General features: G+C 66.7%; 21 protein-coding genes. 11 read left to right on the top strand and 10 right to left on the bottom strand.

Annotated elements, in window-relative coordinates; all coding sequences use genetic code 11:
• The first annotated feature begins 32 nt into the window (after nt 1-32).
• Entirely contained in the window at nt 33-1,184 is a 1,152-nt protein-coding gene (locus HHL13_RS06440) for an aminotransferase (RefSeq protein ID WP_169554889.1), read from the top strand.
• Here the strand turns inward: HHL13_RS06440 and HHL13_RS06445 are convergent.
• Entirely contained in the window at nt 1,181-1,906 is a 726-nt protein-coding gene (locus tag HHL13_RS06445) for a L,D-transpeptidase family protein (protein WP_346775487.1), read from the bottom strand. The two genes, HHL13_RS06440 and HHL13_RS06445, sit on opposite strands and share 4 nt — an antisense overlap.
• Nucleotides 1,907-2,182: 276 nt before the next feature.
• Between HHL13_RS06445 and HHL13_RS06450 the strand changes: the two genes are divergently transcribed.
• The gene (locus HHL13_RS06450; protein ID WP_169554890.1) at nt 2,183-2,893 is read left to right on the top strand and encodes a murein L,D-transpeptidase catalytic domain family protein; all 711 of its coding nucleotides are present in this window, start codon (nt 2,183-2,185) and stop codon (nt 2,891-2,893) included.
• A 4-nt stretch (nt 2,894-2,897) separates the two neighbouring features.
• Here HHL13_RS06450 and HHL13_RS06455 read toward each other — a convergent pair whose 3' ends face one another.
• Nucleotides 2,898-4,382 (bottom strand): hypothetical protein, encoded by a 1,485-nt coding sequence (locus HHL13_RS06455; RefSeq protein WP_169554891.1) that lies wholly within the window; start codon nt 4,380-4,382, stop codon nt 2,898-2,900.
• Nucleotides 4,383-4,481: 99 nt separating this feature from the next.
• Here HHL13_RS06455 and HHL13_RS06460 point away from each other — a divergent pair, with 99 nt between their 5' ends.
• Genes HHL13_RS06460 through HHL13_RS06475 form a run of 4 tightly spaced genes read left to right on the top strand, consistent with a single transcriptional unit; the run spans nt 4,482 to nt 8,058 of the window.
• Nucleotides 4,482-4,985, top strand: a complete 504-nt coding sequence (locus HHL13_RS06460) for a CinA family protein (RefSeq protein WP_169554892.1) — start codon at nt 4,482-4,484, stop codon at nt 4,983-4,985.
• Nucleotides 4,985-7,036 (top strand): NAD(+) synthase, encoded by a 2,052-nt coding sequence (locus HHL13_RS06465; RefSeq protein WP_169554893.1) that lies wholly within the window; start codon nt 4,985-4,987, stop codon nt 7,034-7,036. Before HHL13_RS06460 ends, HHL13_RS06465 begins: the two co-directional genes overlap by 1 nt.
• A gap of 19 nt (nt 7,037-7,055) precedes the next feature.
• A complete protein-coding gene (locus tag HHL13_RS06470; protein WP_169554894.1) occupies nt 7,056-7,544 on the top strand; it encodes a hypothetical protein in 489 nt (162 codons plus the stop codon).
• Between the two features lie 28 nt (nt 7,545-7,572).
• Entirely contained in the window at nt 7,573-8,058 is a 486-nt protein-coding gene (locus HHL13_RS06475; RefSeq protein ID WP_169554895.1) for a hypothetical protein, read from the top strand.
• Nucleotides 8,059-8,061: 3 nt separating this feature from the next.
• Here the strand turns inward: HHL13_RS06475 and HHL13_RS06480 are convergent, their stop codons facing one another.
• Genes HHL13_RS06480 through fdhD form a run of 3 tightly spaced genes read right to left on the bottom strand, consistent with a single transcriptional unit; the run spans nt 8,062 to nt 10,991 of the window.
• Nucleotides 8,062-9,654: a response regulator gene (locus HHL13_RS06480; RefSeq protein WP_169554896.1), complete on the bottom strand. Its 1,593-nt coding sequence runs from the start codon at nt 9,652-9,654 to the stop codon at nt 8,062-8,064.
• Between the two features lie 57 nt (nt 9,655-9,711).
• Nucleotides 9,712-10,233 carry a molybdenum cofactor guanylyltransferase gene (locus HHL13_RS06485; protein ID WP_169554897.1) on the bottom strand — a complete coding sequence of 174 codons (522 nt, stop codon included), beginning with the start codon at nt 10,231-10,233 and terminating at the stop codon, nt 9,712-9,714.
• Nucleotides 10,230-10,991, bottom strand: coding sequence for a formate dehydrogenase accessory sulfurtransferase FdhD (gene fdhD, locus HHL13_RS06490; RefSeq protein WP_169554898.1), 762 nt, complete (start codon nt 10,989-10,991; stop codon nt 10,230-10,232). The genes HHL13_RS06485 and fdhD overlap by 4 nt, the downstream gene beginning before the upstream one ends.
• 80 nt (nt 10,992-11,071) lie before the next feature.
• On the opposite strand from fdhD, the gene HHL13_RS06495 reads away from it, so the two are divergent.
• Nucleotides 11,072-11,335 (top strand): hypothetical protein, encoded by a 264-nt coding sequence (locus HHL13_RS06495; RefSeq protein WP_240953642.1) that lies wholly within the window; start codon nt 11,072-11,074, stop codon nt 11,333-11,335.
• A gap of 8 nt (nt 11,336-11,343) precedes the next feature.
• On the opposite strand, the gene HHL13_RS06500 is transcribed toward HHL13_RS06495, so the two are convergent.
• The 3 genes from HHL13_RS06500 to HHL13_RS06510 form a co-directional block, all read right to left on the bottom strand.
• On the bottom strand, nt 11,344-13,296 hold the full coding sequence (locus HHL13_RS06500) for a glycoside hydrolase family 97 protein (RefSeq protein WP_346775488.1): 1,953 nt from the start codon (nt 13,294-13,296) through the stop codon (nt 11,344-11,346).
• Nucleotides 13,293-14,030, bottom strand: coding sequence for a GDSL-type esterase/lipase family protein (locus HHL13_RS06505; RefSeq protein ID WP_169554899.1), 738 nt, complete (start codon nt 14,028-14,030; stop codon nt 13,293-13,295). Before HHL13_RS06505 ends, HHL13_RS06500 begins: the two co-directional genes overlap by 4 nt.
• Before the next feature lie 158 nt (nt 14,031-14,188).
• Nucleotides 14,189-15,544, bottom strand: coding sequence for an MFS transporter (locus tag HHL13_RS06510; RefSeq protein WP_169554900.1), 1,356 nt, complete (start codon nt 15,542-15,544; stop codon nt 14,189-14,191).
• 139 nt (nt 15,545-15,683) lie between these two features.
• Between HHL13_RS06510 and HHL13_RS06515 the strand changes: the two genes are divergently transcribed.
• On the top strand, nt 15,684-17,924 hold the full coding sequence (locus tag HHL13_RS06515) for a glycoside hydrolase family 3 C-terminal domain-containing protein (RefSeq protein WP_169554901.1): 2,241 nt from the start codon (nt 15,684-15,686) through the stop codon (nt 17,922-17,924).
• On the opposite strand, the gene HHL13_RS06520 is transcribed toward HHL13_RS06515, so the two are convergent.
• Entirely contained in the window at nt 17,914-18,936 is a 1,023-nt protein-coding gene (locus tag HHL13_RS06520) for an oxidoreductase (protein ID WP_169554902.1), read from the bottom strand. The genes HHL13_RS06515 and HHL13_RS06520 overlap by 11 nt on opposite strands.
• A 35-nt stretch (nt 18,937-18,971) precedes the next feature.
• Here HHL13_RS06520 and HHL13_RS06525 point away from each other — a divergent pair, with 35 nt between their 5' ends.
• The 3 genes from HHL13_RS06525 to HHL13_RS06535 all read left to right on the top strand — a co-directional run bounded on the left by HHL13_RS06525 (nt 18,972) and on the right by HHL13_RS06535 (nt 22,603).
• Nucleotides 18,972-20,210, top strand: a complete 1,239-nt coding sequence (locus HHL13_RS06525) for a cysteine desulfurase-like protein (protein ID WP_169554903.1) — start codon at nt 18,972-18,974, stop codon at nt 20,208-20,210.
• Between the two features lie 101 nt (nt 20,211-20,311).
• Nucleotides 20,312-21,316, top strand: a complete 1,005-nt coding sequence (locus HHL13_RS06530) for a right-handed parallel beta-helix repeat-containing protein (RefSeq protein WP_169554904.1) — start codon at nt 20,312-20,314, stop codon at nt 21,314-21,316.
• 261 nt (nt 21,317-21,577) lie between these two features.
• Entirely contained in the window at nt 21,578-22,603 is a 1,026-nt protein-coding gene (locus HHL13_RS06535) for a right-handed parallel beta-helix repeat-containing protein (RefSeq protein ID WP_169554905.1), read from the top strand.
• Between the two features lie 60 nt (nt 22,604-22,663).
• On the opposite strand, the gene HHL13_RS06540 is transcribed toward HHL13_RS06535, so the two are convergent.
• Nucleotides 22,664-24,595 carry an asparagine synthetase B gene (locus HHL13_RS06540; RefSeq protein WP_169554906.1) on the bottom strand — a complete coding sequence of 644 codons (1,932 nt, stop codon included), beginning with the start codon at nt 24,593-24,595 and terminating at the stop codon, nt 22,664-22,666.
• Between the last annotated feature and the right edge of the window lie 84 nt (nt 24,596-24,679).

The following is a 24,679-nucleotide window of genomic DNA, read 5'->3' on the forward strand; positions in this document are numbered from 1 at the left end:
GCGCCGTTGCAAATCCGGCATAGGACAGATGCATGAACCCGATCTACGCGCAAATGGGCACGACCATCTTCGAAGCCATGTCGGCGCGATCGCGCGAGACCGGCGCGATCAATCTCGGCCAGGGCTTTCCCGACGGGCGCGGATGCGAACCCGTGCTGGAGGCCGCCGCGAAGGCGCTGCTGGAAAGATCGAACCAGTATCCGCCGATGCCCGGCCTGACCGAGCTGCGCCGCGCCGTCGCCGATCACTATGCTCGCCATCAGGGCCTCAACCTCACGCCCGAGGAAGTGATCGTCACTTCGGGCGCGACCGAAGCGCTGGCGGTCAGCTTCCTCGCGCTGATCGAGCCGGGCGACGAAGTGATCTGCCTCCAGCCGCTCTACGACGCCTATGCGCCGCTGATCGAGCGTGCCGGCGGAGTCCCGCTTTATGCCCGTCTCGAGCCGCCGCACTGGGACGTGAATCGCGAAGCGCTGGAAGCCCTCGTCACGCCCCGGACGCGCTTCCTGCTGATCTGCAACCCGATCAATCCGGCCGCCAGCATGGTCGGTGCCGCGACCCTCGCCCGCATCGCCGAATTCTGCGTCGCGCACGATCTGATCGCGATCTGCGACGAGGTGTGGGAACATGTCACCTATGACGGCGCGCGCCATCTGCCGCTGATCGGCTTTCCCGGGATGCGCGACCGGACGGTAAAGATCGGATCGGCGGGCAAGATCTTCGCGCTGACCGGCTGGAAGGTCGGCTGGATGTGCGCCGCGCCCGAACTCGCGCGGGTGCTGGCCAAGGCGCACCAGTTCCTCACCTTCTCCACCCCGCCCAACCTGCAATGGGCCGTGGCCGAGGGGCTGGAGACGCAGGATGCATGGGTGCAGGAAACCCGCCACCGCTTCCAGCGCAGCCGCGACCGGCTGGCGGCGGGATTGCAGGCGGCGGGCTATGTCACGCTGCCCAGCGAAGCGACCTATTTCCTGACGATCGACCTAGACGCCTCGGGCATCGCGATGGGCGACCGCGAATTCAGCGAGAAGCTGATCGAGGCAGGCGTCGCGAGCATCCCCGTCTCGGTCTTCTACGCCGAGAACCCGGTGACCAATGTCGTCCGCCTGTGTTTCGCCAAGGAAGATGCGGTGATCGACGCCGCCATCGCGAAAATGACGGCGTTCCGCGGAACGCTGGGTTAGCGCGTTCCGCGCGGCAGCGGCTGGACGACTTCGGCCGCCGGGCCGGTGACCCATGACGACGAGGTCGGACGCGCGCCATCGCCCTTTACGGGCGCCAGCGACGGCGGACGCTGAACGCTGGCGGTGACGATATTGTACCGTTCGCCGGCAAAGTCGCCCGGATTGGCGTACAGCGTCGGCGGCGCCCAGGGATTGCTGCGCGGATCGTCGACCGTTTCGTCGATCACCGAAACGGTGCCGCCCATCTCCGTCAGCGAATAGAGCTGTTTCGCGAACTCCTTGGGCAGCCGGATGCAGCCGTGCGACGCCGGATAGCCCGGCAGATGCCCGGCATGGAGTGCGATCCCGTCCCAGGTCAGCCGCTGCATGAACGGCATCGGCGCGTTGCTGTAGAGGTTCGAGCGGTGGAAGGTCTTCTTCTGCAGGATGGTGAACTCGCCCGTCGGCGTTTCCTTGCCAGCCTTGCCCGTCGATACCGTGCTGACGCCGATCAGCGCCCCGCCGCGATAGACGTAGAGCACCTGGGCGGGGATCGACACGACGATCGAGACCGGGCCCTGATAGCCGCCGGCCGGTGTCATCGTTTCGAACCACATATATTGGCCCGGCTTGAGCGAGATGAGTTCGATCTGGTTCGGCTGAATCACCTGCGCAGCGGCGGGTACTGCCCCCAGCCCCATGATCCCGGCAATCGATACGGCTAGCACGCGCCAAGGCGCCATCGGCGAACTCCCTGCATCCGCCGGGAATCGCTCCGGCGTTCACATTGGTTAACGCGATTAACCCATTTTGGTGCCTTGGGCGAATCATCCGGAGCCCGCGAATTCGTTTCGGGGCCAACCCGTTGTTCGGCCTCAGGAAAACTACAGTTGCGGCGATGAACCGGGCAAAGAGTGGGGCGAATTGCCCAGTATGGGACAGTTGTTCAGCAATTGGCAGGGGAAGATTCTGTTATATGATTGCTCACGGGGAATGATTTTTGGGCAATGACTGAAGCTATGGATTCACTGGAATCGGCACAGACGCGGCGCGCGATCATCAAGTCGGCGCTGATCATGGCGGGCGGCGCGGCCGTAACCGCCTGCTCTTCCAAGACGACGGCCGTTGCGGCCCGTCCGCTGCCGATCCCGGTCGCGCCGCCGGCCGCGGCTCCGGCCAAGACCGTGCCCGCCACCGCCGCGCGCAACATCGCGCCACAGGGCATCCGCCCCGAACTGTTCCGCAAGGCGGTTTCTTCGCTCAATCGCCATTCGATGCGCATCCCGATGCACGACCGGATCGCGATCGCCGATTTCGCGATCCCTTCCTATCGGCCGCGCTTCCACATCATCAATCTCGGCAGCGGCCGGGTCGAAACGCTGCTCGTGTCGCACGGCATCGGCTCGGATCCCCAGCATACTGGGGTGCTCCAGAATTTCTCGAACGCCGTCGGTTCGGAAGCGACCTGCGAAGGCGCGTTCGTGACCAGCGACTATTATGTCGGCAAGCACGGCATGTCGCAGCGGCTGGAAGGGCTCGATCCGACCAACAACAACGCGCTCGATCGCGCGATCGTGATCCACAGCTCCTGGTATGCGAACCCGGAGATGATCACGAAATGGGGCAAGCTCGGCCGCAGCCAGGGATGCTTCGCGGTGGGCGAGCAGGATCTGGCGCGCGTGTTCGAGCGGCTCGGCCAGGGCCGGATGATCTACTCCGCCAAGGCGTGAGGCGTCACTTCCCGCACGGGAAGGGCGGCAACCAGCACGGATAGCCATAGGTGAGCCGGGTCGCATAGCGCGCCACCGGTGTGCGCGGCCATGCGCCGGGCAGCGTCACGTCCAGCCGTCCCGCGCTTTTCGGAAAGTCGATCCCCGGCGGCGTTACGCCATGCCAGCGCTCGTCCCCCGCGAAGTCGCGCTTGAACGCCACCGCCATCACTCGCCCATCGGCCACCGCCAGCTGGTGATAGTCGAGCGGGCTGCGCTGGACGCCCTTGAGATCCGCGATCACCGATCGGGCCCAGTAGATGTCGAGCCACGGCGCATCGGGCGCTTCGAACGCCAGCGCCTTGGCCGGTTCGCCCGGCGCGGCGGGCACCGCTTCGTACCGCAGGCCGCTCAGCAGCAGCAAAGCCGCCAGAACCACCGCGCTCCGCCGGTCGAACTGCCGGAGGAACAGCCACGTCATCAGCCCGGCCATCGGGAACAGCCATTTGAAATAATGGATATTGTTGAACCGCCACAGCCCCGTCGGCACCAGATCGACATAGGCGAACAGCAAGGTGCAATAGGCCAGCCCCGCCATCCCGAGGCACAGCAGCAGCGCGCGGGGCGTGCCGCGCAGCGCGAAGGCGCCGGCGATCAGCCCCGCCAAGGCGAAGATCAGCCAGGGCATGTCGCGAAGGATGCCATGTTCGCCCGGAAACCACGGCCCGGGCTGGACCAGCAGCACGAACGCGCTCCAGCCTAGGTCGCCGAAACTGAACCCATAGGCGCGCGACAGCATCACATAGTCCGACCAGCGCCAGCCATAGATCGCCAGATAGAGCAAAGCATAGGCGGCCAGCACGCCCAGCGCCCCGCCCGCAGCCTTCAGCAGCACGCGGATCCGCCGCTCGCGCACCACCGGCCGCCACAGCGCGAACGGCGCGACCACCGCGCCGATCGCGACATCCGCCGGACGCACCATCGCCGCCAGCATCAGCAGCGCGCCGAGCAGCCAGGGCCGTCGCCCCTCCCCCGCCATCCAGTCGCCCGCCTCGGCCAGCGCCAGCCAGACCAGCGCGGCGGAGAGCGTCGTGCTCCACGGCTCGATCCACAGCTTGCCGATCCGCCAGTCGAGCAGCGTCGTCGCGAGGAACAGCAGGATCGCGGCGCCATTGCCCACGCCGAGCCGCAGGCACACCCGGCGGAACCCGGCAAACGCCAGCGCGAAACAGGCGATGTTGATCGGCACGAACGGCGCCGGCATCCACGCGAAAGGCGCGCCGCTCAGCGCATAGGGCAAGGGGTACCAGTGCCGCGCGGGATCGAGGTCGAACGCCATGAAGGCGCGCGCGGATTCGAGATAATGTTTCTGGTCGCCCCAGCCGCGCCACCACGGCCCGCCCGGCGCGAACAGCTTCAGGTTGACCACGGCAAGCGTGTAGAGCGCCACCAGCGCGGCCATCGACCGCACCGGATGCTCGGCAAATTCACGGCGCACCCACGCGATCATCCCCGCCGCCTAACCTGCCCGCTCGCGCCGGTCCATCCCGGGAACGTGACGGCAGCGGCGGAGTTGGCGCAATGCCACCGCAGCGATTAGGATCATGTCGTGACCGAAACGCTCTCGCCCGCCCTGCCGCCCGAGGTCGACGATGCCGCGCGCGCGTTGCTGCAAAAGGCGTGCGATCGCGGCCTTGCCATCGTCACGGCGGAAAGCTGCACCGGCGGGCTGCTCGCGTCGCTCCTCACCGATGTGGAAGGCGTCAGCAGCGCGTTCGAACGCGGGTTCGTAACCTATTCCGAGGACGCCAAGTGCGAATTGCTCGGCATCGCCCGCGATACGGTGGCACATTGCGGCGCGGTAAGCCGCGAGGTTGCCATCGCGATGGCCGAAGGCGCGCTGCGCGCCAGCCACGGCGATGTCGCTCTGTCGATCACCGGCTTTGCCGGGCCCGGCGGGCCGGACGACGAACCGGGACTGGTGCATTTCGCCTGCGCCCGCACGGGCCGCGAAACCGCGCACCGCGAAGCGCATTTCGGAGACATCGGCAGAGGTCCGGTGCGAATCGAATGCTTGCGCGTAGGCCTGCAGATGCTGGAAGAGGCGTTGTAATGGCAAAGACGCACCCCTTCTTCTCGCTCCACCGTCAGGGCATGATCCGCGCGGGCGTCTGCACGCCGATCGCGACCGCCGGCGATCCCGCCGCCAATGCCGAAGCGACGATCGCGCTGGCGCAGGCGGGCGACGCCGAGAATGCCGATCTGCTGGTGTTCCCCGAACTCAACGTGACCAGCTACGCGATCGACGATCTGCACCTGCAAGACGCGCTGCTCGACGCCACCGAAGCGGGCATCGCGGCGATCGTCGCGGCCAGCGCGACGCTCAAGCCCGTCCTGCTGGTCGGCGCCGCGCTGCGACGCAACGGCCGGGTCTATAACTGCGCGCTGGCCATCGCGCGCGGCCGCATCCTCGGCGTGGTGCCCAAGAGCTTCCTGCCCAATTACCGCGAATATTATGAGAAGCGCTGGTTCGCCTCGGGTATCGGGCTGAACGGGCTGAGCATCGACGTGGCGGGCCAGTCCGTGCCGTTCGGCACCGACCTGATCTTCGCGGCGAGCGATCTGGCGGACTTCGTCTTCCATATCGAGATTTGCGAGGATTACTGGGCGCCCACCCCGCCCTCCACTGCAGGTGCGCTCGCCGGGGCGCTGGTGCTGTGCAACCTCTCCGCCTCCAACATCGTCGTGGGCAAGGCGCGCGAGCGGGCGCTGCTTAGCGCGTCGCATTCGGTGCGCACCGCGTCGGCCTATCTCTATTCCGCATCGGGCCCGGGCGAGAGCACGACCGATCTGGCATGGGACGGCCAGGGCGAGATCTACGAACTGGGCGAACTGCTCGCCACGTCGGAACGGTTCGAACTGACCACCGAGATCGTCTATGCCGATCTCGACCTCGAACGCCTGCGGCTCGAGCGGATGCGCACCGGCACGTTCAACGACGCCGCCGCCGCCGCGGGCCATCCCGAAACGCGCTTCCGCCGCATCGCATTCGATCATCAGCCGGCATTCGAGGATATCGGCTTCCGCCGCAGGCTGCGACGCTTCCCCTTCGTTCCGAACGACCCGTCGAAACTCGCCGAGGATTGCTACGAAGCCTTCAACATCCAGGTCGAGGGCCTGCGCAAGCGGATCGCCGCGACCGGCGCGAAGCGGCTGGTGATCGGCATCTCCGGCGGCCTCGATTCCACCCATGCCCTGATCGTCGCGGCAAAGGCGATGGACCGGCTCGGCCGTCCGCGCTCCGAAATCCTCGGCTTCACCATGCCCGGCTTCGCCACGGGCGGGGAGACCAAGGGCAATGCCTGGACGCTGATGAAGGCGCTGGGCGTGACCGGCGAGGAAATCGATATCCGACCCGCCGCGAACCGGATGCTCGCAGACATGGGCCACCCCTATGCCAGCGGCGAGCCGGTCTATGACATCACCTTCGAGAATGTTCAGGCCGGCCTGCGCACCGATTATCTGTTCCGCCTCGCGAACCAGCGCGACGGCTTCGTCGTCGGCACCGGGGACCTGAGCGAACTGGCGCTCGGCTGGTGCACCTATGGCGTGGGCGACCATATGAGCCACTACGCCGTCAACAGCGGCGTGCCCAAGACGCTAATCCAGTATCTGATCCGCTGGACGGTGCAGACCGGCGAGTTCAGCGGCGACGCCGCGGCGGTGATCAACCGCATCCTTGCAACCGAAATCTCGCCCGAACTCGTCCCCGCCGATGCCGAGGGCAATATGCAGAGCACGCAGGACCGGATCGGTCCCTACGAGCTGCACGATTTCTTCCTGCACTACACGATCCGCCACGGCCTGCGCCCGTCCAAGATCGCCTTTCTGGCGTGGCAGGCATGGCAGGATCGCGACGCGGGGGCGTGGCCGCTCGGCTTCCCCGACGATGCGCGCAACCAATATGATCTGGCGACCATCGCCAAATGGCTCGAAACCTTCCTCTGGCGCTTCTTCCAGACGAGCCAATTCAAGCGATCGGCCATCCCCAACGGTCCCAAAGTATCCGCCGGCGGCGCGCTTAGCCCGCGCGGAGACTGGCGTGCGCCTTCGGACGGGGTAGCAAAGCCGTGGATCGACGAACTACGATCCAGCCTGCCTTGAGCATGATTTTAGGGGGAAGATGATGCGCCGTTGGATGCTTGCCGCCGCTGCGATTGCAGTTCTGCCGTTCACGCCCGCGCTGGCCGACTGGGCACCGACCAAATGGGGCATGTCGCCCGAACAGGTCATCGCGGCCGTCCCCAGCGCGCAGCCCATGCCTCAGAATGACGAGCAGAATTTGCGTGGCCGCCATGCGCTGGTGGAGGCGCCCGGCACCGTCGGCAGCCATGCCGTCACCGCGCGCTATTATTTCGTGCCCGACGGGCGGACGCTCGATCTGGTCAACCTGACCGTCAATGATCGCACCAGCTGCGCAGCCTTCCGCGACTCGCTGACCCAGCGCCACGGCGCCGGCGAACGGACGGACGAGACCCGCAGCCGTGATGGCACCAACTACGAAACCACCACGATCGAATGGGCCAATGCCCGTCCCGATCGCCTGACCTATATCGATATGCACATCGGCGAGCGCTTCGGCATCTGCAAGCTGATCGTCCAGAAGCGCTGAGCAGGACATGACAAGGGGAGGCAAGGGAATGCGAAAGTCGACCATCGCCGCGGCAGCGCTTCTGCTGCTCACCGCCGCGCCCGCGCTGGCGGACTGGGGACCGAGCCGCTGGGGCATGACTCCGGAACAGGTCGTCGCCGCCGTCCCCAATGCCGCAGCAGTTGTGCGCAACGGCGATGGCAAGGACGTGTTCGGCCATCACCAGCTGGCGACCGCGCCGATGAAGGACGGCGCGTTCGACGTGCAGGGCAATTTCTATTTCTCGCCCGACAAGCGCCAACTGGCTTTCATCCAGCTTGTCCCCGCGGTCGCGCGCTGCCCCGATTACATGGCCGCGCAGCTCGGACGGAACGGCGCGGGCACCCGCGAAGACAAGAATCTCGACCGGCTCCAGATGATCTCGATCCGCTGGACCGATCCGGGCTCGCGCGATCAGTTGCGCTTCGTCGGCGTGACGGCCACGGTCAACGGCGCGTGGCTCTATTGCCACCTTCAGGTCGACAAGCCGGCCTGAACCCTAATTCCTGAGCAGTTCCGAGACCCGGCGGAGCAATTCGCGGGCCTCGAACGGCTTGCGCAGCACCACGACTTCCGGCCCCATCACCGCGTCGAGCGTGGCAGAATCCGCGAAGCCGGTGACGAGCAGCACCGGCAGCGCGGGGTTGGTCTCGCGCACCCGGCGGATCACTTCCGCGCCGCTCATGCCGGGCATGGCGAAATCGACGATCAGCAATTCGGGACTCGTATCCCGCACCAGATCGATCGCTTCGTTGCCGTTCGCCCCCTGCGCCACGGTCGCCCCAGCCAGCGTCAGCGTATCCGCCAAGGTCACCCGTACCTGATCGTCGTCATCGACCAGCGCGATCAGGCGGCCGTGCAAGTCGATCCGGCTGCTGGCCGACGCCACTTCGCCGATCACCCGCGCCGGCTCGTTGGCGGAAAGCCTCAGCAGCAGCGTGATCCGCGTGCCCTCGCCTTCCGCGCTTTCGATCAGCAGCGATCCGCCCGACTGGCGCAGCACGCCGAACGCCATGCTCAGGCCCATGCCGGTGCCTTCGCCGACATCCTTGGTGGTGTAGAAGGGCTCGACCGCGCGCGCCGCGACTTCGGGCGACATGCCCAGCCCGGTATCGGCGACGGTCAGCGCGACATAATCGCCCGCGGGCAGATCGGGCGCGACCGTGCCGCTGCGCTTCTCGGCGGTAATCGACAGCACGCCGCCCTCGGGCATGGCGTCCCGCGCATTGAAGGCGAGGTTGAGGATCGCCAGCTCCAATTGGAGCGGATCGGCCTCGACATTGAGCGTCGGATCGACCGGGGCGAATTCGACGCGCGAGAGCGGCGCGACCGCGCGCTCGATCAGGTCGTGCGACCCTTCGATCAGGTCGGCGATGCGCACCGATGTGAGGTGGAGCCGCTGGCGGCGCGAAAAGGCCAGCAACTGCCCGGTCAGCGAGCGGCCACGCTCCACCGCATCGAGCGCGGCGGCGGTCCAGCGCACCACCTTGTCGGGATCGTCGGGCTTGCGCGACAACAGCTCGAGATTGCCGGTAACGGCCTGAAGCAGATTGTTGAAATCATGCGCGATGCCGCCGGTAAGCTGCCCGACCGCTTCCAACTTCTGCGATTGCATCAATGCGGCTTCGGCTTTCTCGCGCTGGGCGATCTGGCCGCGCAGTTCCTCCAGCACGGCGTCGCGTTCGGCGATCATCGCCGCCAGTTCCTCGTTCGCCGCCTGCAGCTTGCCCGGCGAGGGCAACGCCGCCGCCTTGGGCAATAGCGGCCACAGCACGACGGCGGTGGCGATCGACGCCAGCGCGGTGACGACCTTCACGAACGCCTCGATGCCATAGACGCTTTGCCACATCGTCCAGATCGAGATCACATGGGTCAGGCCGCACGCCATGATGAACGTGGCGAAGCACCAGAATATCCAGCCGAATTCAAGGTCGCGGCGACGGCGGACAAGGATGACGAGCGCAACCGGAATCGAAAAATAGGCAAGCGCGATCACCGCATCTGCGATGACATGCGTCCACAACAGCCTCGGGTCCCAGAACAGGCAATAGCCATGCGGATGATAACTTCCGTTCCAGAAGGCGTCGAACATCAGCATTCCCCGAATACTGGCCTCCGAACTGGCCGGCCAGCCGCGTGGCGGCGGACGCTAGTCCAATAATCGCGCCAAGTCTTGTGGTGTATTCACATTGGGCGGGGCGGTGTCCAGCGTCACCGCGACCGCTCCCGCCAGGCGCGCCCAGCAGCGCACCGAACGGTCCGTGGTGACGTTCAGATGGGCGTCGAGCGCACCGGCCAGCGCGGCGGGCCACAGGCCGATCACGGGCATGCCAGCCAGAAACGCGGCGGGACCCGCTGCCCGCAATCGCGGCGCCAGATCGGCGGGCAACACCGGCACATCGCAGCCGCAGGTCAGCACCGCGTCATAGCCGCGCGCCGCCGCCTGATGGATCGCGGCATTGATCCCGCCGAGCGGCCCCAGCCCCGGGCCGGGCCGGTCGGGCGCCCAGTCGCCGCCTTCGCGGCCGCAGACGATCACCGCGTCGGTCTGCGCGGCCAGCGCGGCGATGGCATGGTCGATCAGCGGCGTGCCGTTGAGCAGCGCCAGCGCCTTGTCCGATCCGAACCGGCGCGACTCCCCGCCCGCCAGCACCGCGCCGAGCAGCTTCATGGCGTCATCCAGAGCAGCGCGTCGTCGCGCGCCAGCACCGCGAGCGCCAGCCCGGCCTCCGCCGCGCGCTCGACCGCCAGCGCGGTCGGCGCGGAGATGGTAACGAGCAGCGGACAGCCCGCCAGCACCGCTTTCTCGACCAGTTCGTACGAGCAGCGGGACGAAAGCAGCGCAAACCCGCCCTCCCACACCATCCCGCCCCGCGCCATCGCCCCGATCAGCTTGTCGAACCCATTGTGCCGCCCGACATCCTCGCGGGCCAGGCGGATCGTCCCGTCGGCGGCGCACAGCGCGGCGGCATGATGCGCGCCGGTCCGGGCGTTGAGCGGCTGGTGATCGCGCAGGCTGGCCAGCGCGCGGAAAATCGCTTCCGCCTCCGCCAAGCTTGTTTCCGGCAAGCGCGGCAGGGGCCGGATCGCGGCCTCCAGATTCTCGATCCCGCACAGCCCGCACGAGGAATCGCTGGTCCGGTGCCGCACCCGCTCGATCACCGCGTCGCTGCTCGCCAGCGTGACGCGCAGGATGACGCCCCGGCCGGTATCGTGCGTCTCGGCCTCGATCACCTCGCCCAGCCGCTCGCTTGCGATGAAGCCATATGCGAAGTCCTCGAGGTCGGCCGGCGTGGCCATCATCACCGCATAGCCGATGCCGTTCACCTCGATCGCGACCGGCACTTCCGCCGCCAGCGCGCGCGTGACCGGCACCGCGTCGCCCTTCGCTCCAATCCGCGTGAAATGGCTGTCGGAAACTGCACTCATGCGTGCACCGAATAAGCGCAACCGCGGCTTGCCGATAGCCCGGAAGAAGCCCACATGCCCCGCATCAAGGAGTTCGACTCATGAAGGATCGTGCGGCCGCGACGGCCGAGTTCAAGCGGATGCTGGTGTGGATCGGCGTCGCCGGCATCCTGATGGTGATCGGCGCGCTTTGGTATCTCTCGCTCTATACCGAATTGCGCCTCTCGATGGTGCTCGCCACCATAGGCGGCGTGTTCTTCTCGGTCCTTCTCGGCTGCGGCCTGTTCGCGGCGGCCTTCTTCAGCGACAAGAGCGGCCACGACCAGAATGTGACCGACGCGACATCGCACGGGGACGAACGGTAACCGCCTCCCTAGCGCGTCCGGAAGATCGCCACAGCACCGCCGTTCGGCGCCAGCTTCAGCTCCAGCACGTCCTCGCCTGACATCGCCCGCTCACTTTTGGTCACCGCGTTCGGCGCATCGCCGTCGGTCCACAGTGTCATCTCGTGCCGCTTCGATCCGAGGAAGCTCAGCGGCACGCGCGCCGTCCGGCCCGCCTCGGCATTCAGCGCGCCGAGATACCAGGTCTTGCCCTTGCGCCGGGCCATCACGATGAACGCGCCCGTCTCGCCGGCAAGGAAACGCGTCTCGTCCCAGCTTGCGGGCACGTCGCGCAAAAACTCCAGTCCGGCGGGGCTTTCGGCATAGGTGTCCGGGCTGTCGGCAACCGCACCCAGCGGACTATCGAACACGACATACAGCCCCAACCCGTGCGCGCGTGTCGTCTGGACGAACGGCAGGTCGCCACGGATGCGGAACTGGTCGGGTGAGACGTTGCGGAAGCCGCCCGGCGTATAATCCATCGGGCCGATCAGCCCGCGGGAATAAGCGAGCATCACATTGTGCCGTGCGGTCACCCGCTTCGACCATTTGTTGTACTCCGCCCCCATCACGCCTTCCTGCGTCATGAAGTTGGGATAGGTCCGCGCCAGCCCGCGCGGCGGATAGGCGCCGTGGAGATCGACCATGATCCGGTGCCGCGCCGCCGCCGCCAGCAGCTTGGAATACCAGTTGACCATCCACTGGTCGTCTCGGTCCATGAAATCGACCTTGATCCCGGCGATGCCCAACCGCTCGTAGAGCGTCAGCGCTTCCTCCATCTGGTCGTCGATCGCTTCCCAATGCGCCCATAGCCACAGGCGGACATTCTTCGACTTCGCGTAGGCGGCGACTTCCTCGATATTGATCGGGTCGCTCCAGCGGGTCAGGTCGACGCCCGGCCGCCGCACGCCGCCGCCGCCCGCACCGGCATACCAGCCCTCGTCGATCATTGCGTAGGGCCAGCCATTCTCGGCGGCGAAATCGATCAGCGCCTTGGAGACTTCGGTGCTGGTCCGCTTGCCGGGCAGGCGGGCGATCACCGGCCCGCTCCACCAGTCCCAGCTGGTCAGGCCCGGCTTGATCCAGCTCGTATCCTCGATGCGGCTGGGCGTGGAGAGATTGGTGATGAGGGTGGATTCGGTCAGCTGGCCCGCCTTGTCCGCCAGCATCACCACGCGCCACGGCGTGACGATCGGGCTGCCGACACGGGTGCGCACCGCGATGCGATAGTCGGACAGCGACGGCGAGAGCTTGAGCTGCAGCCCCAGCCCGCCATCGCCGCGCCCGGTCAGGTACATGCCGGCAAAGTCGAGCAGATCGGCCTCGGCCAGCGCGAACGCGGCCTTGCCGGTCTCGCACAGGAACGGCAGGCTGAAGAGGTTATGATCGCGCATCCGCGCGGTATCGACCGGATCGAACTCGCCCTCATGGCTCGACCCGAACTTGCCGACATTGAACCCCCAGCATTTATACGCCTCGGGAAAGTAGAAGCCGGTCTTCTCGTAGCGGATGATCGCCGCGGCGGTCGCGGCCTGAAGCGGGATCACGGTGCGGAAGGCGACGCCATCGTCATAGGCGCGCAGCACCACGTCCATCCTGCGCTTCGCCCCGCCCTTCTCCTGAAAACGGACGGTGAGCTGGTTGTAATGGTCGCGCCCCTGCGCTGCCTTGCCCGCGACGATCGGATAGCTCGCATCGGCGCTGGCCTGCTCGGTGCCGGTAATCGCCATGCCGTATCCGAGGCTGTCCACATCGAGATCGAGCACGATCGGCGAATTGGTGATGATCTGTGCGCCGCGCCGGGTCACGCGATAGAGCGGCGTGCCATTGGCGTTCAGGCCGATCGCGATCCGGTTGGTCCCGTCCGGCGACGCCACCTCATGCACCTGCGCGGCGGCGGGCGCGGCAAGCATCAACGCGAGCAGATACGTCAGCAGCCTCACGCCTTGCGCGCCTTCAGCAGCGGGGCCAGCACGCTTTCCATTGCGGCATAGCCCTGAACATCGGGGTGAACGCCGTCATAGGCCATGCCCGGCTTCATTGCGCCTTCGGCATCCGCGAGGGCCGGCGTGTAATCCACCCAAATCAGCTTCGCTTCCTTCGCACAGGCCTGCGCCCCGCGATTGATCGCCCGGATCAGCGGCGTGGTCTGGAGGCCGGGCCGCCACGGGAACTTGTCCGCCGGGGGTACCGAAGCGAGCAGCACCTGGATGCCATTGGCCTTCGCGATCGTCGCCATTACCCGAATATTGTCCAGGCTCTGCTCGATCGTCATCGGGCCGGTATTGCCTGCAATGTCGTTGGTCCCGGCCATGATATGGACGAAGCGAGGCTTGTGCGCGACGACATCGGCCATCATCCGCAGCACCATCTGCGGCGTGGTCTGGCCGCTGATCCCGCGGCAGACGCGGCCCGAGGTGAAGAAGGCCGGCCGCTTCTCCCGCCATCCCTCGGTGATCGAATCGCCCATGAACACGATGTCGACCTTGCGCCCGCTAGCCTTCAGGTCGCGGTTTTGGGCGGCATAGCGGCGCAGGCCCGCGAAATCCTCGAGCAGCCCGCGTTTCCAGCGTTCCTCCCACGTCTCCTCGCGCGGCGCATTCTGGGCCAACGCCGCGAGCGGGACCAGGCCGACACCGGCGGAAGCGGCAATGAGAGTGCGGCGGTTGAGGCTCATGGTCGCTCCGTCGGTTCGCTCGCGCATGGACTAGCACGAGCCTGTGCAAGTTTCGCAAGGTCCTGCCGTTCTATGGCCTGGGCATGGCGCTGGGCGCGGACGTCACGTCCCCTGTATCTTGCACGCGCACCATTTCGCCGCGCGCCGGCTTCGGCCCCTCAGTGGACCGAAGCCGGCGCCGGATCGCCCTCGCTCCGCGTGACCGGCGCCCTGCCCGCCGCAATGGCGAACAGGCACAGCACCGCATAGCATGCCGCCGGCACGATCAGCGCGAAGGCATAGCCCTGCGCATCCGACACCTTGCCCACCAGCAGCGGCAAAAGCGCTCCGCCGACGATCGCGGTGCACAGCAGGCCGGAGGTGGCTTCCTCGCTCGCAGTGGAGCGTTCGAGCGTCAGGGTGAAGATCACCGGGAACATGATCGAGTTGAACAGCCCGATCGCCAGCGCGACATAGCCCGCATCCACGCCCCCGACCGCGAAGACATAGAAGCACATCGCAGCTGCAATCGCCGTGAACACCGCCAGCAGCGCCGACGCGCGGACGAAACCGAGCAGCAGCGATCCGATCGCACGGCCCACCATCGCCCCGCCCCAATAGAGCGCAGTCGCCTTGCCCGCCTGCTCCAGCGAAAGGCCCACCACGCCGTCCTGAGCCACGACATGCTCGATATAGGGCAGCGCGAACAACGCGTCGGACTTGCCCCAGATCGCATCGGAATTGAGGAACAGTGCCATCTGGGTGCCGATGGCCACCTCGGCGCCGACATAGAGGAAGATCGCCAGCCCGCCGAGCAATGCCCAGCGCGACGAGAAGGCGTCGGCGATCAGCGCGGTCAGGCTGCCCCGCGCTTCGGCGGAGGCGGGCGGCGCGGCTTCGGTCACGACGCGGCGCGTGACCCAGAAGAACAGCGCCAGCAGCGCGATCAGCCCGCTGATCCAAAGATAGGCCGCATCGATCCCGCCCAGCGCCTGCGCACGCACGGCTTCGGTCACGACAGTACCTTCCTTCACTTCGACCCCGCGCAGGAACAGATGCGCGCCGACCAGCGGAGCGAGGAAGGTACCGACCGAGTTGAAGGTCTGGCTCAGCGTCAGCCGGAAGTGGCTGTAACGCGGATCGCCCAGCGCCGCCGCTAGCGGATTCGCCGCAACCTGCAGGATCGTGATCCCGCTGGCCAGAATGAACAGGCCGATCAGCACGAGATAGAAGACCGCGAGGTTCGCCGCCGCCAGCATCACGAGGCACCCCGCGATCATCGTGAAGAGCGCGAACAGGATCGTCGGGATCGACTTCAGCCGCGCGAGGAGCGCTGCGGCCGGGAAGGAACAGAGGCCATAGGCAATGAAGAACGCGAATGCCGCCAACTGCGCCTGAACGTCGGTCAGTGTGAAGATGCCCTTCACCGCCGCCACCAGCGGATCGACCAGCGCGGTGATGAAGCCCCATGCGAAGAACAATGTCGTGACGCAGGCGAATGCCAGCATCGTCGTCGCGGATTTCCGGCTTTCCATCACTCTCTCCCTGCTCGTCGCCGGAGTCGCTTGCACGGACCCACTGGCGCTCAAGCCTTGTGCACGATAAGAAGCCATCTGACAACGCTGACAAATCCCGCACAGGAAACTGGACAGACGGGGGCATTGGGAGAAGGTGATGAAGAACCGCATTTTCGCGGGGCCGATGATCGGTCTCGCCGTCGCGCTTGCCGCCGGCTGCACCCCCGCGCAAAATCCTTCGGTGGAAACCAGCACCGCACCCGCCGCCCATCCGTGGATGGACGCGAAGCTCTCGCCCGATCGGCGCGCGGAGCTGATCGTCGCGCAGATGACCACCGAAGAGAAGCTGACGCTGGTCTTCGGCTATTTCGGCACCGATTTCCCGCCCAAGAACTACAAGGCCCCGCCCGAGGCGCGTCAGGGCAGCGCGGGCTATGTCCCCGCCATCCCCCGGCTCGGCATCCCCGCCCAGTGGCAGACCGATGCCGGCGTCGGCGTCGCCAGCCAGGGCGGCGCGGACCGCAAGCGCGGGCGCACCGCCCTCCCCTCCGGCCTCGCCACCACCGCGACCTGGCACACCGCCCGCGCCTTTCAGGGCGGCGAGATGATCGGACGCGAGGCCCGCGCCTCGGGCTTCAACGTGATGCTCGCCGGCGGCGTCAATCTGATGCGCGAGCCCCGCAACGGCCGGAACTTCGAATATGGCGGCGAGGATCCGTGGCTGGCCGGCGTGATGGTCGGCGAACAGGTGCGCGGCATCCAGTCGAACAACATCGTCGCGACCATCAAACATTATGCGATCAACGATCAGGAAACCGATCGCGACACCGGCAATTCGATCATCGGCGATGCCGATGCGCGCATGTCGGATCTGCTGGCGTTCCAGTTCGCGATCGAACGCGCGAAGCCCGGCTCGATCATGTGCGCCTACAACAAGGTCAACGGCACCCACGCTTGCGAGAACAAGTGGCTGCTCACCGACGTGCTCCGCCGCGACTGGGGCTGGCAGGGCTATGTGATGTCGGACTGGGGAGCGACCCATTCGACTGCGCCTGCCGCCAATGCCGGGCTCGACCAGGATTCGGGCTGGCCGTTCGACAAGGAACCCTATTTCGGCAAGCCGCTCGCAGAAGCCGTGGCGAAGGGCGAGGTGCCGATGGCGCGGCTCGACGAGATGGCGCACCGCATCCTCCGCGCGATGTTCGCCCACGGCCTGTTCGAGCATCCGGTGACCGATGCGCCGCTCGATCTTCGCCCGGACATGCTGGCCGCCCATGCCGAGATCACCCGCGTCGATGCCGAGGAAGGCACGGTGCTGCTGCGCAACGAAGGCGCGCTCCTGCCTTTGTCGCCAACGGTCAAGTCGATCGCGGTGATCGGCGGCCATGCCGACAAGGGCGTGCTGGCCGGTGGCGGATCGTCGCTGGTCTATCCCGTCGGCGGCAACGCCGTGCCCGGCATCATCCCGACCAGCTGGCCAGGACCGGTGATGTACTATCCCAACGCCCCGCTCGACGCGATCCGCAAGCAGGCGCCGAACGCCACTGTCACCTTTATCGACGGCAAGGATCCCGCTGCGGCGGCGAAGCTGGCAGCCGAAAGCGACGTCGCCATCGTCTTCGCGACCCAATGGGCCGGCGAGGCGTTCGACGTGTCGCTCACGCTGGCGGACAATCAGGACGGCCTGATCTCGGCGGTGGCTGGCGCGAACCGCAAGACGGTGGTTGTGCTGGAGACTGGCGGTCCGGTATTCGCCCCCTGGGCCGGCAATGTCGGCGCGATCCTCGCCGCCTGGTATCCCGGCACGCGTGGCGGCGACGCCATCGCCAACCTGCTGTTCGGCAAGACCAACCCGTCGGGCCATCTGCCCGTCACCTTCCCGCGCTCGCTCGATCAGTTGGCCAAGCCTTCGGTCCCCAACCGCGGCGACACGATCTACAGCGAAGGCGCGACGGTCGGCTATAAATGGTACGACGCAAAGGGGCTCGACCCGCAATTCCCCTTCGGCCACGGCCTGTCCTACACCAGCTTCCGCCTCGACGGCCTGTCCGCCCGCGCGAAGGGCGGCAGCATCGAAGTAAGCTTCACCGTCGCCAATACCGGCCCGCGCGCGGGCGCGAAGGTGGCGCAGGTTTATGTCGGCGGCACGGGCTGGGAAGCGCCGAAGCGGCTGGGCGGGTTCGCCCGCGTCGATCTCGCGCCGGGCGCATCGCGCACTTCGACGCTGACCATCGACCCGCGCCTGCTCGCGACCTGGGACAGCGCCAGCCATTCGTGGAAGATCGCTGGCGGCACCTATGAGGTGATGCTCGCCGCCTCCTCGCGCGACATCAAACAGAAGGTGACCGTTACCCTGCCCGCGCAGACCCTGCCCGCGACGTGGAAGCCTAAAGGCTGATCCGCCGCCCCTCCGCAGAACTCTGGCGGGCCAGCGCCATGATGCGCAGACCCGCCACGGCATCCGCCGCGCTCACCGGCGCCGGCGTGCCGTCGGCGATCGCCCGGCCGATGCCCGAATAATAGCAGCGATAATCGCCCCGCTCGGACGGGACCGTCTCGCGCGTCCCGTCGCCCAGCGTCAGGACGCCGTAATTGGCCGGATCCTCGACGCCATAGTCGGGCGCATTCGGGCTGCCGCCGATTTTCATCGAAGGCTCCTGCGGGTCGAGGCCATGCTTCACGAACCCGCCCTTCGTCCCGTGCAGCGCGAACCGCGGACGAGCCGCCGCGATCAGGCGCGACGCCGCCATGATCACGCGCCGGACGCCATAGTGGAAAATGATCTCGAAATAATCGTCGGTCACCGCACCATCGCGCTGCACCGCGACGTCGGCGCTCAGCGCCTCGGGCATGCCGAACAACAGCAATGCCTGATCGATCAGATGCGGTCCCAGATCGGCCAGCATCCCCGATCCCACGCCCGGCTTGTCGCGCCATAAGCTGCTGACTTCGGGGCGATATCGGTCCCAGCGGAACTCGGCGAGGCGTACATCGCCGAGCCGCCCGCTCTCCAGCAGCTTCGCCACGGTCAGCAGATCGGCATCCCAGCGGCGATTGTGAAACGCGCTCAGCACCAGCCCGCGCTCCGCCGCCAGCGCGATCAGCGCTTCGCCGTCCTCGATCGAATTCACGAACGGCTTGTCGATGACGACATGCTTGCCCGCTTCCAGCGCAGCCTTCGCCAGCGGGAAATGGCTGTCGTTGGGCGTCGAGATCGCCACCAATTGGATCGAGGGATCGGCGATCAGTGTCGCCGCATCGGTCACCGCGACATCGGCATAGCGCTCGCGCACCGCATCGACTCGCGACGTGGCGATCGCCGCCAGCTCCAGCTCAGGTACGGCAGCGATCAGCGGCGCATGAAACGCCATGCCGCCAAGGCCGTAACCGATCACTCCGGTGCGGATCATTGCCGAGTCCTCTTTTCCAGCATTAGACATTGCATATGAGCTTTCCCATCGACGCGGTCCGCGCGCAATTCAAGGCGCTCCATCAACCCGGCAGCGATGGATTGCCGCGTGTCTATTTCGACGCGCCCGGCGGCACCCAGGCCTGCGCGCCCGCAATCGCCCGGATGGTCGCGCATCTCGAAAGCGGCACCGCCAATGCCGGCGGCCCGTTCCGCACCTCGATCGAAACCGACGCGCTGAGCGACCAAGCCCATGCCGCGATGGCCGATCTGCTCGGCGGGCGGCCGGAGGAGATCGCATTCGGCCCGAACATGACCTCGCTCACGCTCGCCGTCTCGCGCGCGCTGGCGCGGACCTGGACGGCGGGCGACGAGATCGTACTGACCCGGCTCGATCACGACGCCAATGTCGCCCCCTGGTTGCTTGCCGCGCGCGATGCAGGCGTCACGGTCCGCTGGCTCGATTTCGATCCCGATACCGGCCGCTGGAGTGCGGAAGACCTCCCCGCCCTGCTCGGCCCCCGCACTCGCCTCGTGGCGCTCGGCATGGCCAGCAACGCGCTGGGCACGATCAACCCGGTCGAGGCCGCGATCCGCCATGTCCGCGCGCACTCGCCGGCCTTGGTCTATGTGGATGCCGTCCAGTCGGTCCCGCATCTCGTCACCGATGTCGTCGCGCTCGACGCCGATTTCCTCGCCTGCTCGCCCTATAAATTCTTCGGCCCGCATCAGGGCGTGCTGTGGGCGAGATCGGAGACGGTCGAAGGGATCGAAGCCTATAAGGTCCGCCCGGCGGGCAACGAAGGCGCGCATCGCTTCGAAAGCGGAACGCCCAGCTTCGAGGGGCAGGCCGGGGTACTCGGCACCATCGAATATCTCGAATGGCTCGGCCGCGAAGTCGATCCGCAGGTGAACAGCCGCCGCACCCGCCTGATCGCGGCGATGCGGGCGGCGACGGCTTATGAGCACGATCTCGGCACGCGCCTGCTCGCCGGTCTCGCGACCATCCCCGGCCTGAAGCTCTGGGGCCCGCCGACGATGGAGGGCCGCGTCCCGACCTTCAGCTTCACCATCGAGGGACACAGTCCCGATGCGATCGCCGCGCATCTCGCGTCGCGCGAAATCTATGCCTGGGCCGGGCATTTCTATGCGGTGGAAGTGCTTGACCGGCTTGGTCTGGCCGAACGCGGCGGTCTGCTGCGCGTTGGTCTGTGCCACTATAGCGACGCCAGCGAAATAGACCGGTTGATTGCGTCCCTGACGCAAATAAACTGATACAAATCAATTTGATATATTCTTAGCCGATTGCCTTGTTTCTGCATCGTACCAGAGTTACTTTCCGCCGAATTTTTGAAGGCAAACGGGAGGATTCGGGCATGGCTAAGATCAATATGCGACACGTAATGGCTGCTGCGGCGGTCATGGGATCGGCCGCGTTCATGGCGCCGGCCACGGCATATGCGCAGGCGACACGCACCTGGGTTTCGGGCGTGGGCGACGACGCCAATCCGTGCAGCCGCACCGCACCGTGCAAGACCTTCGCCGGAGCCATCTCGAAGACCGCGGCCAGCGGCGAGATCAACTGCATTGATCAGGGTGCCTATGGCGCCGTGACGATCACCAAATCGATCATGATCATGTGCGACGACGTGGAAGCCGGCGTTCTGGCCAGTGGCACCAACGGCATCGTCGTCAATGCTCCCGCCGATGCGGTGGTCTTCATCAGCGGCCTCGACATCAACGGTGCGCCCGTCAGTGCATCGGGTCTGAACGGCATCCGCTTCCTCGCGGGTGGCTCGCTGCACGTCCGTAACACCACCATCCGCAACTTCAACGGTGCCGGCCCGAACGGTAATGGCATCTCGTTCCAGCCCTCGGGTGACTCCAAGCTCTTCGTCGAGAGCTCCACCATCACGACCAACGGCACCACGACCACCGGCGCGGGCATCCTGATCCAGCCCACGGGCACCGGATCGGCTGCGGTGGTGATCACCAACAGCCGCGTCGTGCTGAACAACAATCTCGGCGTCAGCGTCAGCACCAACGGCAACACCGGCTCGGGCGTTGCGGTCACGATCGACGGCTCGACCCTCAGCAGCAACAAGACCGGCGCTTCGATCGTCACGCCGGCTGCAACCACCTCGGCGAAGATCATGATCGTCAATTCGACGATCGCGAACAACTCGACCTGGGGCATCCTGACCAGCGGCGCCACCGCGACCATCCGCGTCGGCAACACCACGATCACCAACAACACCACCGGTGTGCAGGCAGTCGGCGCGGGCGCAGGCCTGGGCATCCTGTCCTTCTCGCCCGCCAGCAACCGTCTGGCCGGCAACGGCACCGACGGCACCTTCTCGGGCACCGTTCCGCTGCAATAAGCCGCAGCGATACGAACGAAGGGCGCGGCATCCACGGGGTACCGCGCCCTTCTTCGTTTCCGCTGCTCGGCTGCCGAGAATTGCACCGGATTGGCGTCAATCCCGATGCCGACGCGAGGAAATCCGATCCGTCGTCGCCATCTGGAAATATATAAATCTTTAAAAGTCAAACCATTGCGTGGTTAACTGAATTTCTTGTTTCTGACCCGTACCAGAGTTATCCTACCTCCAATTTTTTGAAGGCAACGGGAGGATTCTGGCATGATCAAGCTCACTATACGTCATCTTATGACCGCAGCTGCGGTCGCGGGAACGGCAGCGTTCATGGCGCCGACCGCCGCCAATGCACAGGCGACGCGTACGTTCGTTTCGGGCGTGGGCGACGACGCCAATCCCTGCAGCCGCACCGCGCCGTGCCGTACCTGGGCGGGCGCGATCTCGAAAACCGCAGCAGGCGGCGAAATGGATTGTCTCGATCCGGGCGGCTTCGGCGCGGTGACCATCACCAAGTCGATGACGATCCTCTGCGACTGGTCGGACGGCGGCGTCCTCGTCGCGGGGCAGAACGGGATCATCATCAACGACTCCGGTGCGGGCACTGTCCATGTCGTGCTGAGCGGCCTGAACATCGAAGGCCTCGGCTTCACCCAGACCAGCCCCGGCATCCGTGGCGTATGGTTCGTCTCGGGCGCTTCTCTCACGGTGCGCAACAGCACGATCCGCGGCTTCCGCGATCCCAGCAACGGCAGCGGCATCGCGTTCACACCCAGCACGCCGGCACGGCTGCTGGTCGATAATGTGTCGCTGAACGGCAATGGAGCGCCCGGCAGCGTCGGTGCAGGCATCATCGTCCAGCCGACCGGCGCAAACGGCGCAGCGACCGTGACCATCACCAACTCGCGCGTGTTCGACAGCCACAATAACGGCATCCTGTTCAACTCGAACGGCAACACCAGCGCAGCGGGTATTTCCGCGTCGATCACCAACACCACGTCCACCGGCAATGGCGGCGCGGGCATCGCCTTAGTGGGGCCAGCCAGCGGTTCGAACATCAAGGTGGTAGTGAACGGAAGCGACGTTTCGGGTAACTCGATCGGCATCGTGACCAACGGCCCCAAGGCGACGGCTCGCGTCGGCAATTCGACGATCTCGAACAACAGCTCGTTCGGCGTTCTCGCGGCGGGCGCCATCGCGCCGTCGGGCCTGTTCAGCTACTCGCCCGCCACCAATCTGCTGAATGGCAACGGCACCGACGGCACCTTCACCGGCACCGTCGCGGCGCAGTAAGCCATTCGCCGACGATATCGGGGCGCGGCGCTTCCGGGCGCCGCGCCCCCTTTCGTATCTTCAGGCGTTGCTGCGCGTCGCCTTGCGCATGAACTGGCCACTGACCACGCCGCGCAGCAGCGCGAAGCGATAGTCCACCGCCGCCTGCTGGCTTTCCCAGCCGTCTTCCGGCCAGGCGTCCACCAGCCGCCGCATACGGTCCAGATCGAGCGCGGCCACCGCTTCGGGCACCTGCTCCAGCCGATCGATCTCCTCGCGCAGCCGCGCGCGCGCGCCGCTCAGCCCTTCATGCCAGTCGATCACCTGCCGCCCCTTGCGCCGCTCGGCGATCACGCGGGCGGGAATACGGTCGGCGAAGGCACGCCGCGCCATCGCGCGGAACTCGCCCTTCACCAGAAACTGTTCCGTCGGCACCCGCAGACAATATTCGATCAGCCGCCGGTCCGCCGTCGGATCGCGCATGTCGATCCCCCAGCCCGCGATCCAGCCCTTGCCGTTATTGCCCATGTCGATCCGGTGCAGCGTACGCAGCCGCGCCGCCACCCCGTCCGCTCGCCTGCGCATCGCGGTGTCGAACCCGCGTTCGGCGCCCCGCTCGATCATCGCGGCGAGCCGGTCCGGCCGGATCGCGGTATAGGTGCCGATGTCGATCGTCGCCCCTTCCCGCCATCGCCGCAGCGCAACCCATAGCCGGCGCGGGATCTTCTCGCCGAACGCCTGGGCCAGCACGCCCGTCCAGCGCCCGCGTTTCGCCTTCACCAGCGCGCGGCCCTCGCGGAACAGGCGCAGAAACCGCCGTTTCGCAGCCAGTTCGCCAAACAGGTGGATCCCGTCATAGCTGATCGAAAGATTGCCCATCGTGCCATGCAGCACCACGCGCAGCTTCCGCTCGGCCGCCGCCACGTTGATCCGCTTCCAGAATTGCTGGACATGCGCATTGGCCAGCGGCCGTTCGAACAGGAAGAAGTCCCGATCCAGATCGTCCAGCACGTTGCGCGCGTCGGGGCGCACCAGCACGTGCTCGATATTGGGATGCATCGCCGCGGTCAGCGCCGCCAGTTCGCTCTCGTCGCCGATCGCGTTGGCGGGCAGCGGTCCGTCATAGCCCTTGCGCGGCACCGAGGTGAAGGCCGTCACCTGCCCGCCCGCGCCGGCCATCAGCCGCGCGGCGGTCGTCGCCACCGCCGAACTGTCCAGCCCCGCGCTCAGATGCGCACCCACCGCGCGCTCGCTGCCCCGCAGCCGCGCCGCGACCGCGCGATCGAAATGCCCGCGCAGTACTTCGGCATAGGCTTCCTCGTCGGCAAGCGTCAGCGGCGTCGTGTCGGGCTGCCAATGCCGCCGCGTCTCGATCCCGTTCCGGCCAATCGTGACGACATGCCCAGGCTCGACCCGGTCGATCCCGACAAAGAAGCTGCGTGGCCCGGTCTCGGGAAGCAGTGCGAGGAATTCGAGCGCCCGCTCCTCGTCCGGGGCATAGGGAATTTCGGCCAGCGCGTGCAGGCCCTTGGGCATCGACGCGAACGCCACGAAATCGCCGCCGCGGTGATAATGTAGCGGCCGCCCGCCCATCGCATCGCGCGCGAGCGTCAGTTCCGCCCGCTCGCTGTCCCACACCGCAAAGGCATAGTCGCCATACAGGTAGTCGAAGCAATCGCCCCGCCAGCGTTCCCACGCCGCCAGCACGAATGCCGCGTCGCACATCCGGCCCGCATCGCCCGGATCGATCCCGAGCGCCTCGGCCAGCCCCGTGCGATCGTCGAGCCGCACATCGGCGACCAGCAGGTATTGTCCATCGCCGCTGCGCAGCGGCTGCGCGTCGAAGCGATCCTCGGGCAGCGTCTCGAAGAGATTGCGGCCCATCGCGACCGCGCCGTCGTCGCGCAGGTCGCTCGCATCGGGGCCGTAGATGCGCTGGGCGTCGAGGACGCGGCGGCACCGCGCGCCTGCATCCGATCCGCCGAAACTCCAGACTCCCGCCAGCGCCGACATTCAGCCTCTCACGATGCGCGTGCCCGCGCCATCATCGCACGCGCAGCCAGTCCGGCAGGGAATCGCCACGCAACCCCGGCTCGC

Source organism: Sphingomonas sp. G-3-2-10, from assembly GCF_012927115.1.
Taxonomy (GTDB): Bacteria; Pseudomonadota; Alphaproteobacteria; order Sphingomonadales; family Sphingomonadaceae; genus Sphingomonas.

Coding starts and splice junctions, on each gene's coding strand:
- HHL13_RS06440 (WP_169554889.1), top strand. CDS start 33: ATGAACCCGATCTACGCGCAAATGGGCACGACCATCTTCGAAGCCATG.
- HHL13_RS06445 (WP_346775487.1), bottom strand. CDS start 1,906: ATGGCGCCTTGGCGCGTGCTAGCCGTATCGATTGCCGGGATCATGGGG.
- HHL13_RS06450 (WP_169554890.1), top strand. CDS start 2,183: ATGGATTCACTGGAATCGGCACAGACGCGGCGCGCGATCATCAAGTCG.
- HHL13_RS06455 (WP_169554891.1), bottom strand. CDS start 4,382: ATGATCGCGTGGGTGCGCCGTGAATTTGCCGAGCATCCGGTGCGGTCG.
- HHL13_RS06465 (WP_169554893.1), top strand. CDS start 4,985: ATGGCAAAGACGCACCCCTTCTTCTCGCTCCACCGTCAGGGCATGATC.
- HHL13_RS06470 (WP_169554894.1), top strand. CDS start 7,056: ATGATGCGCCGTTGGATGCTTGCCGCCGCTGCGATTGCAGTTCTGCCG.
- HHL13_RS06475 (WP_169554895.1), top strand. CDS start 7,573: ATGCGAAAGTCGACCATCGCCGCGGCAGCGCTTCTGCTGCTCACCGCC.
- HHL13_RS06480 (WP_169554896.1), bottom strand. CDS start 9,654: ATGTTCGACGCCTTCTGGAACGGAAGTTATCATCCGCATGGCTATTGC.
- HHL13_RS06485 (WP_169554897.1), bottom strand. CDS start 10,233: ATGAAGCTGCTCGGCGCGGTGCTGGCGGGCGGGGAGTCGCGCCGGTTC.
- fdhD (WP_169554898.1), bottom strand. CDS start 10,991: ATGAGTGCAGTTTCCGACAGCCATTTCACGCGGATTGGAGCGAAGGGC.
- HHL13_RS06495 (WP_240953642.1), top strand. CDS start 11,072: ATGAAGGATCGTGCGGCCGCGACGGCCGAGTTCAAGCGGATGCTGGTG.
- HHL13_RS06505 (WP_169554899.1), bottom strand. CDS start 14,030: ATGAGCCTCAACCGCCGCACTCTCATTGCCGCTTCCGCCGGTGTCGGC.
- HHL13_RS06510 (WP_169554900.1), bottom strand. CDS start 15,544: ATGGAAAGCCGGAAATCCGCGACGACGATGCTGGCATTCGCCTGCGTC.
- HHL13_RS06515 (WP_169554901.1), top strand. CDS start 15,684: ATGAAGAACCGCATTTTCGCGGGGCCGATGATCGGTCTCGCCGTCGCG.
- HHL13_RS06520 (WP_169554902.1), bottom strand. CDS start 18,936: ATGATCCGCACCGGAGTGATCGGTTACGGCCTTGGCGGCATGGCGTTT.
- HHL13_RS06525 (WP_169554903.1), top strand. CDS start 18,972: ATGAGCTTTCCCATCGACGCGGTCCGCGCGCAATTCAAGGCGCTCCAT.
- HHL13_RS06530 (WP_169554904.1), top strand. CDS start 20,312: ATGGCTAAGATCAATATGCGACACGTAATGGCTGCTGCGGCGGTCATG.
- HHL13_RS06535 (WP_169554905.1), top strand. CDS start 21,578: ATGATCAAGCTCACTATACGTCATCTTATGACCGCAGCTGCGGTCGCG.
- HHL13_RS06540 (WP_169554906.1), bottom strand. CDS start 24,595: ATGTCGGCGCTGGCGGGAGTCTGGAGTTTCGGCGGATCGGATGCAGGC.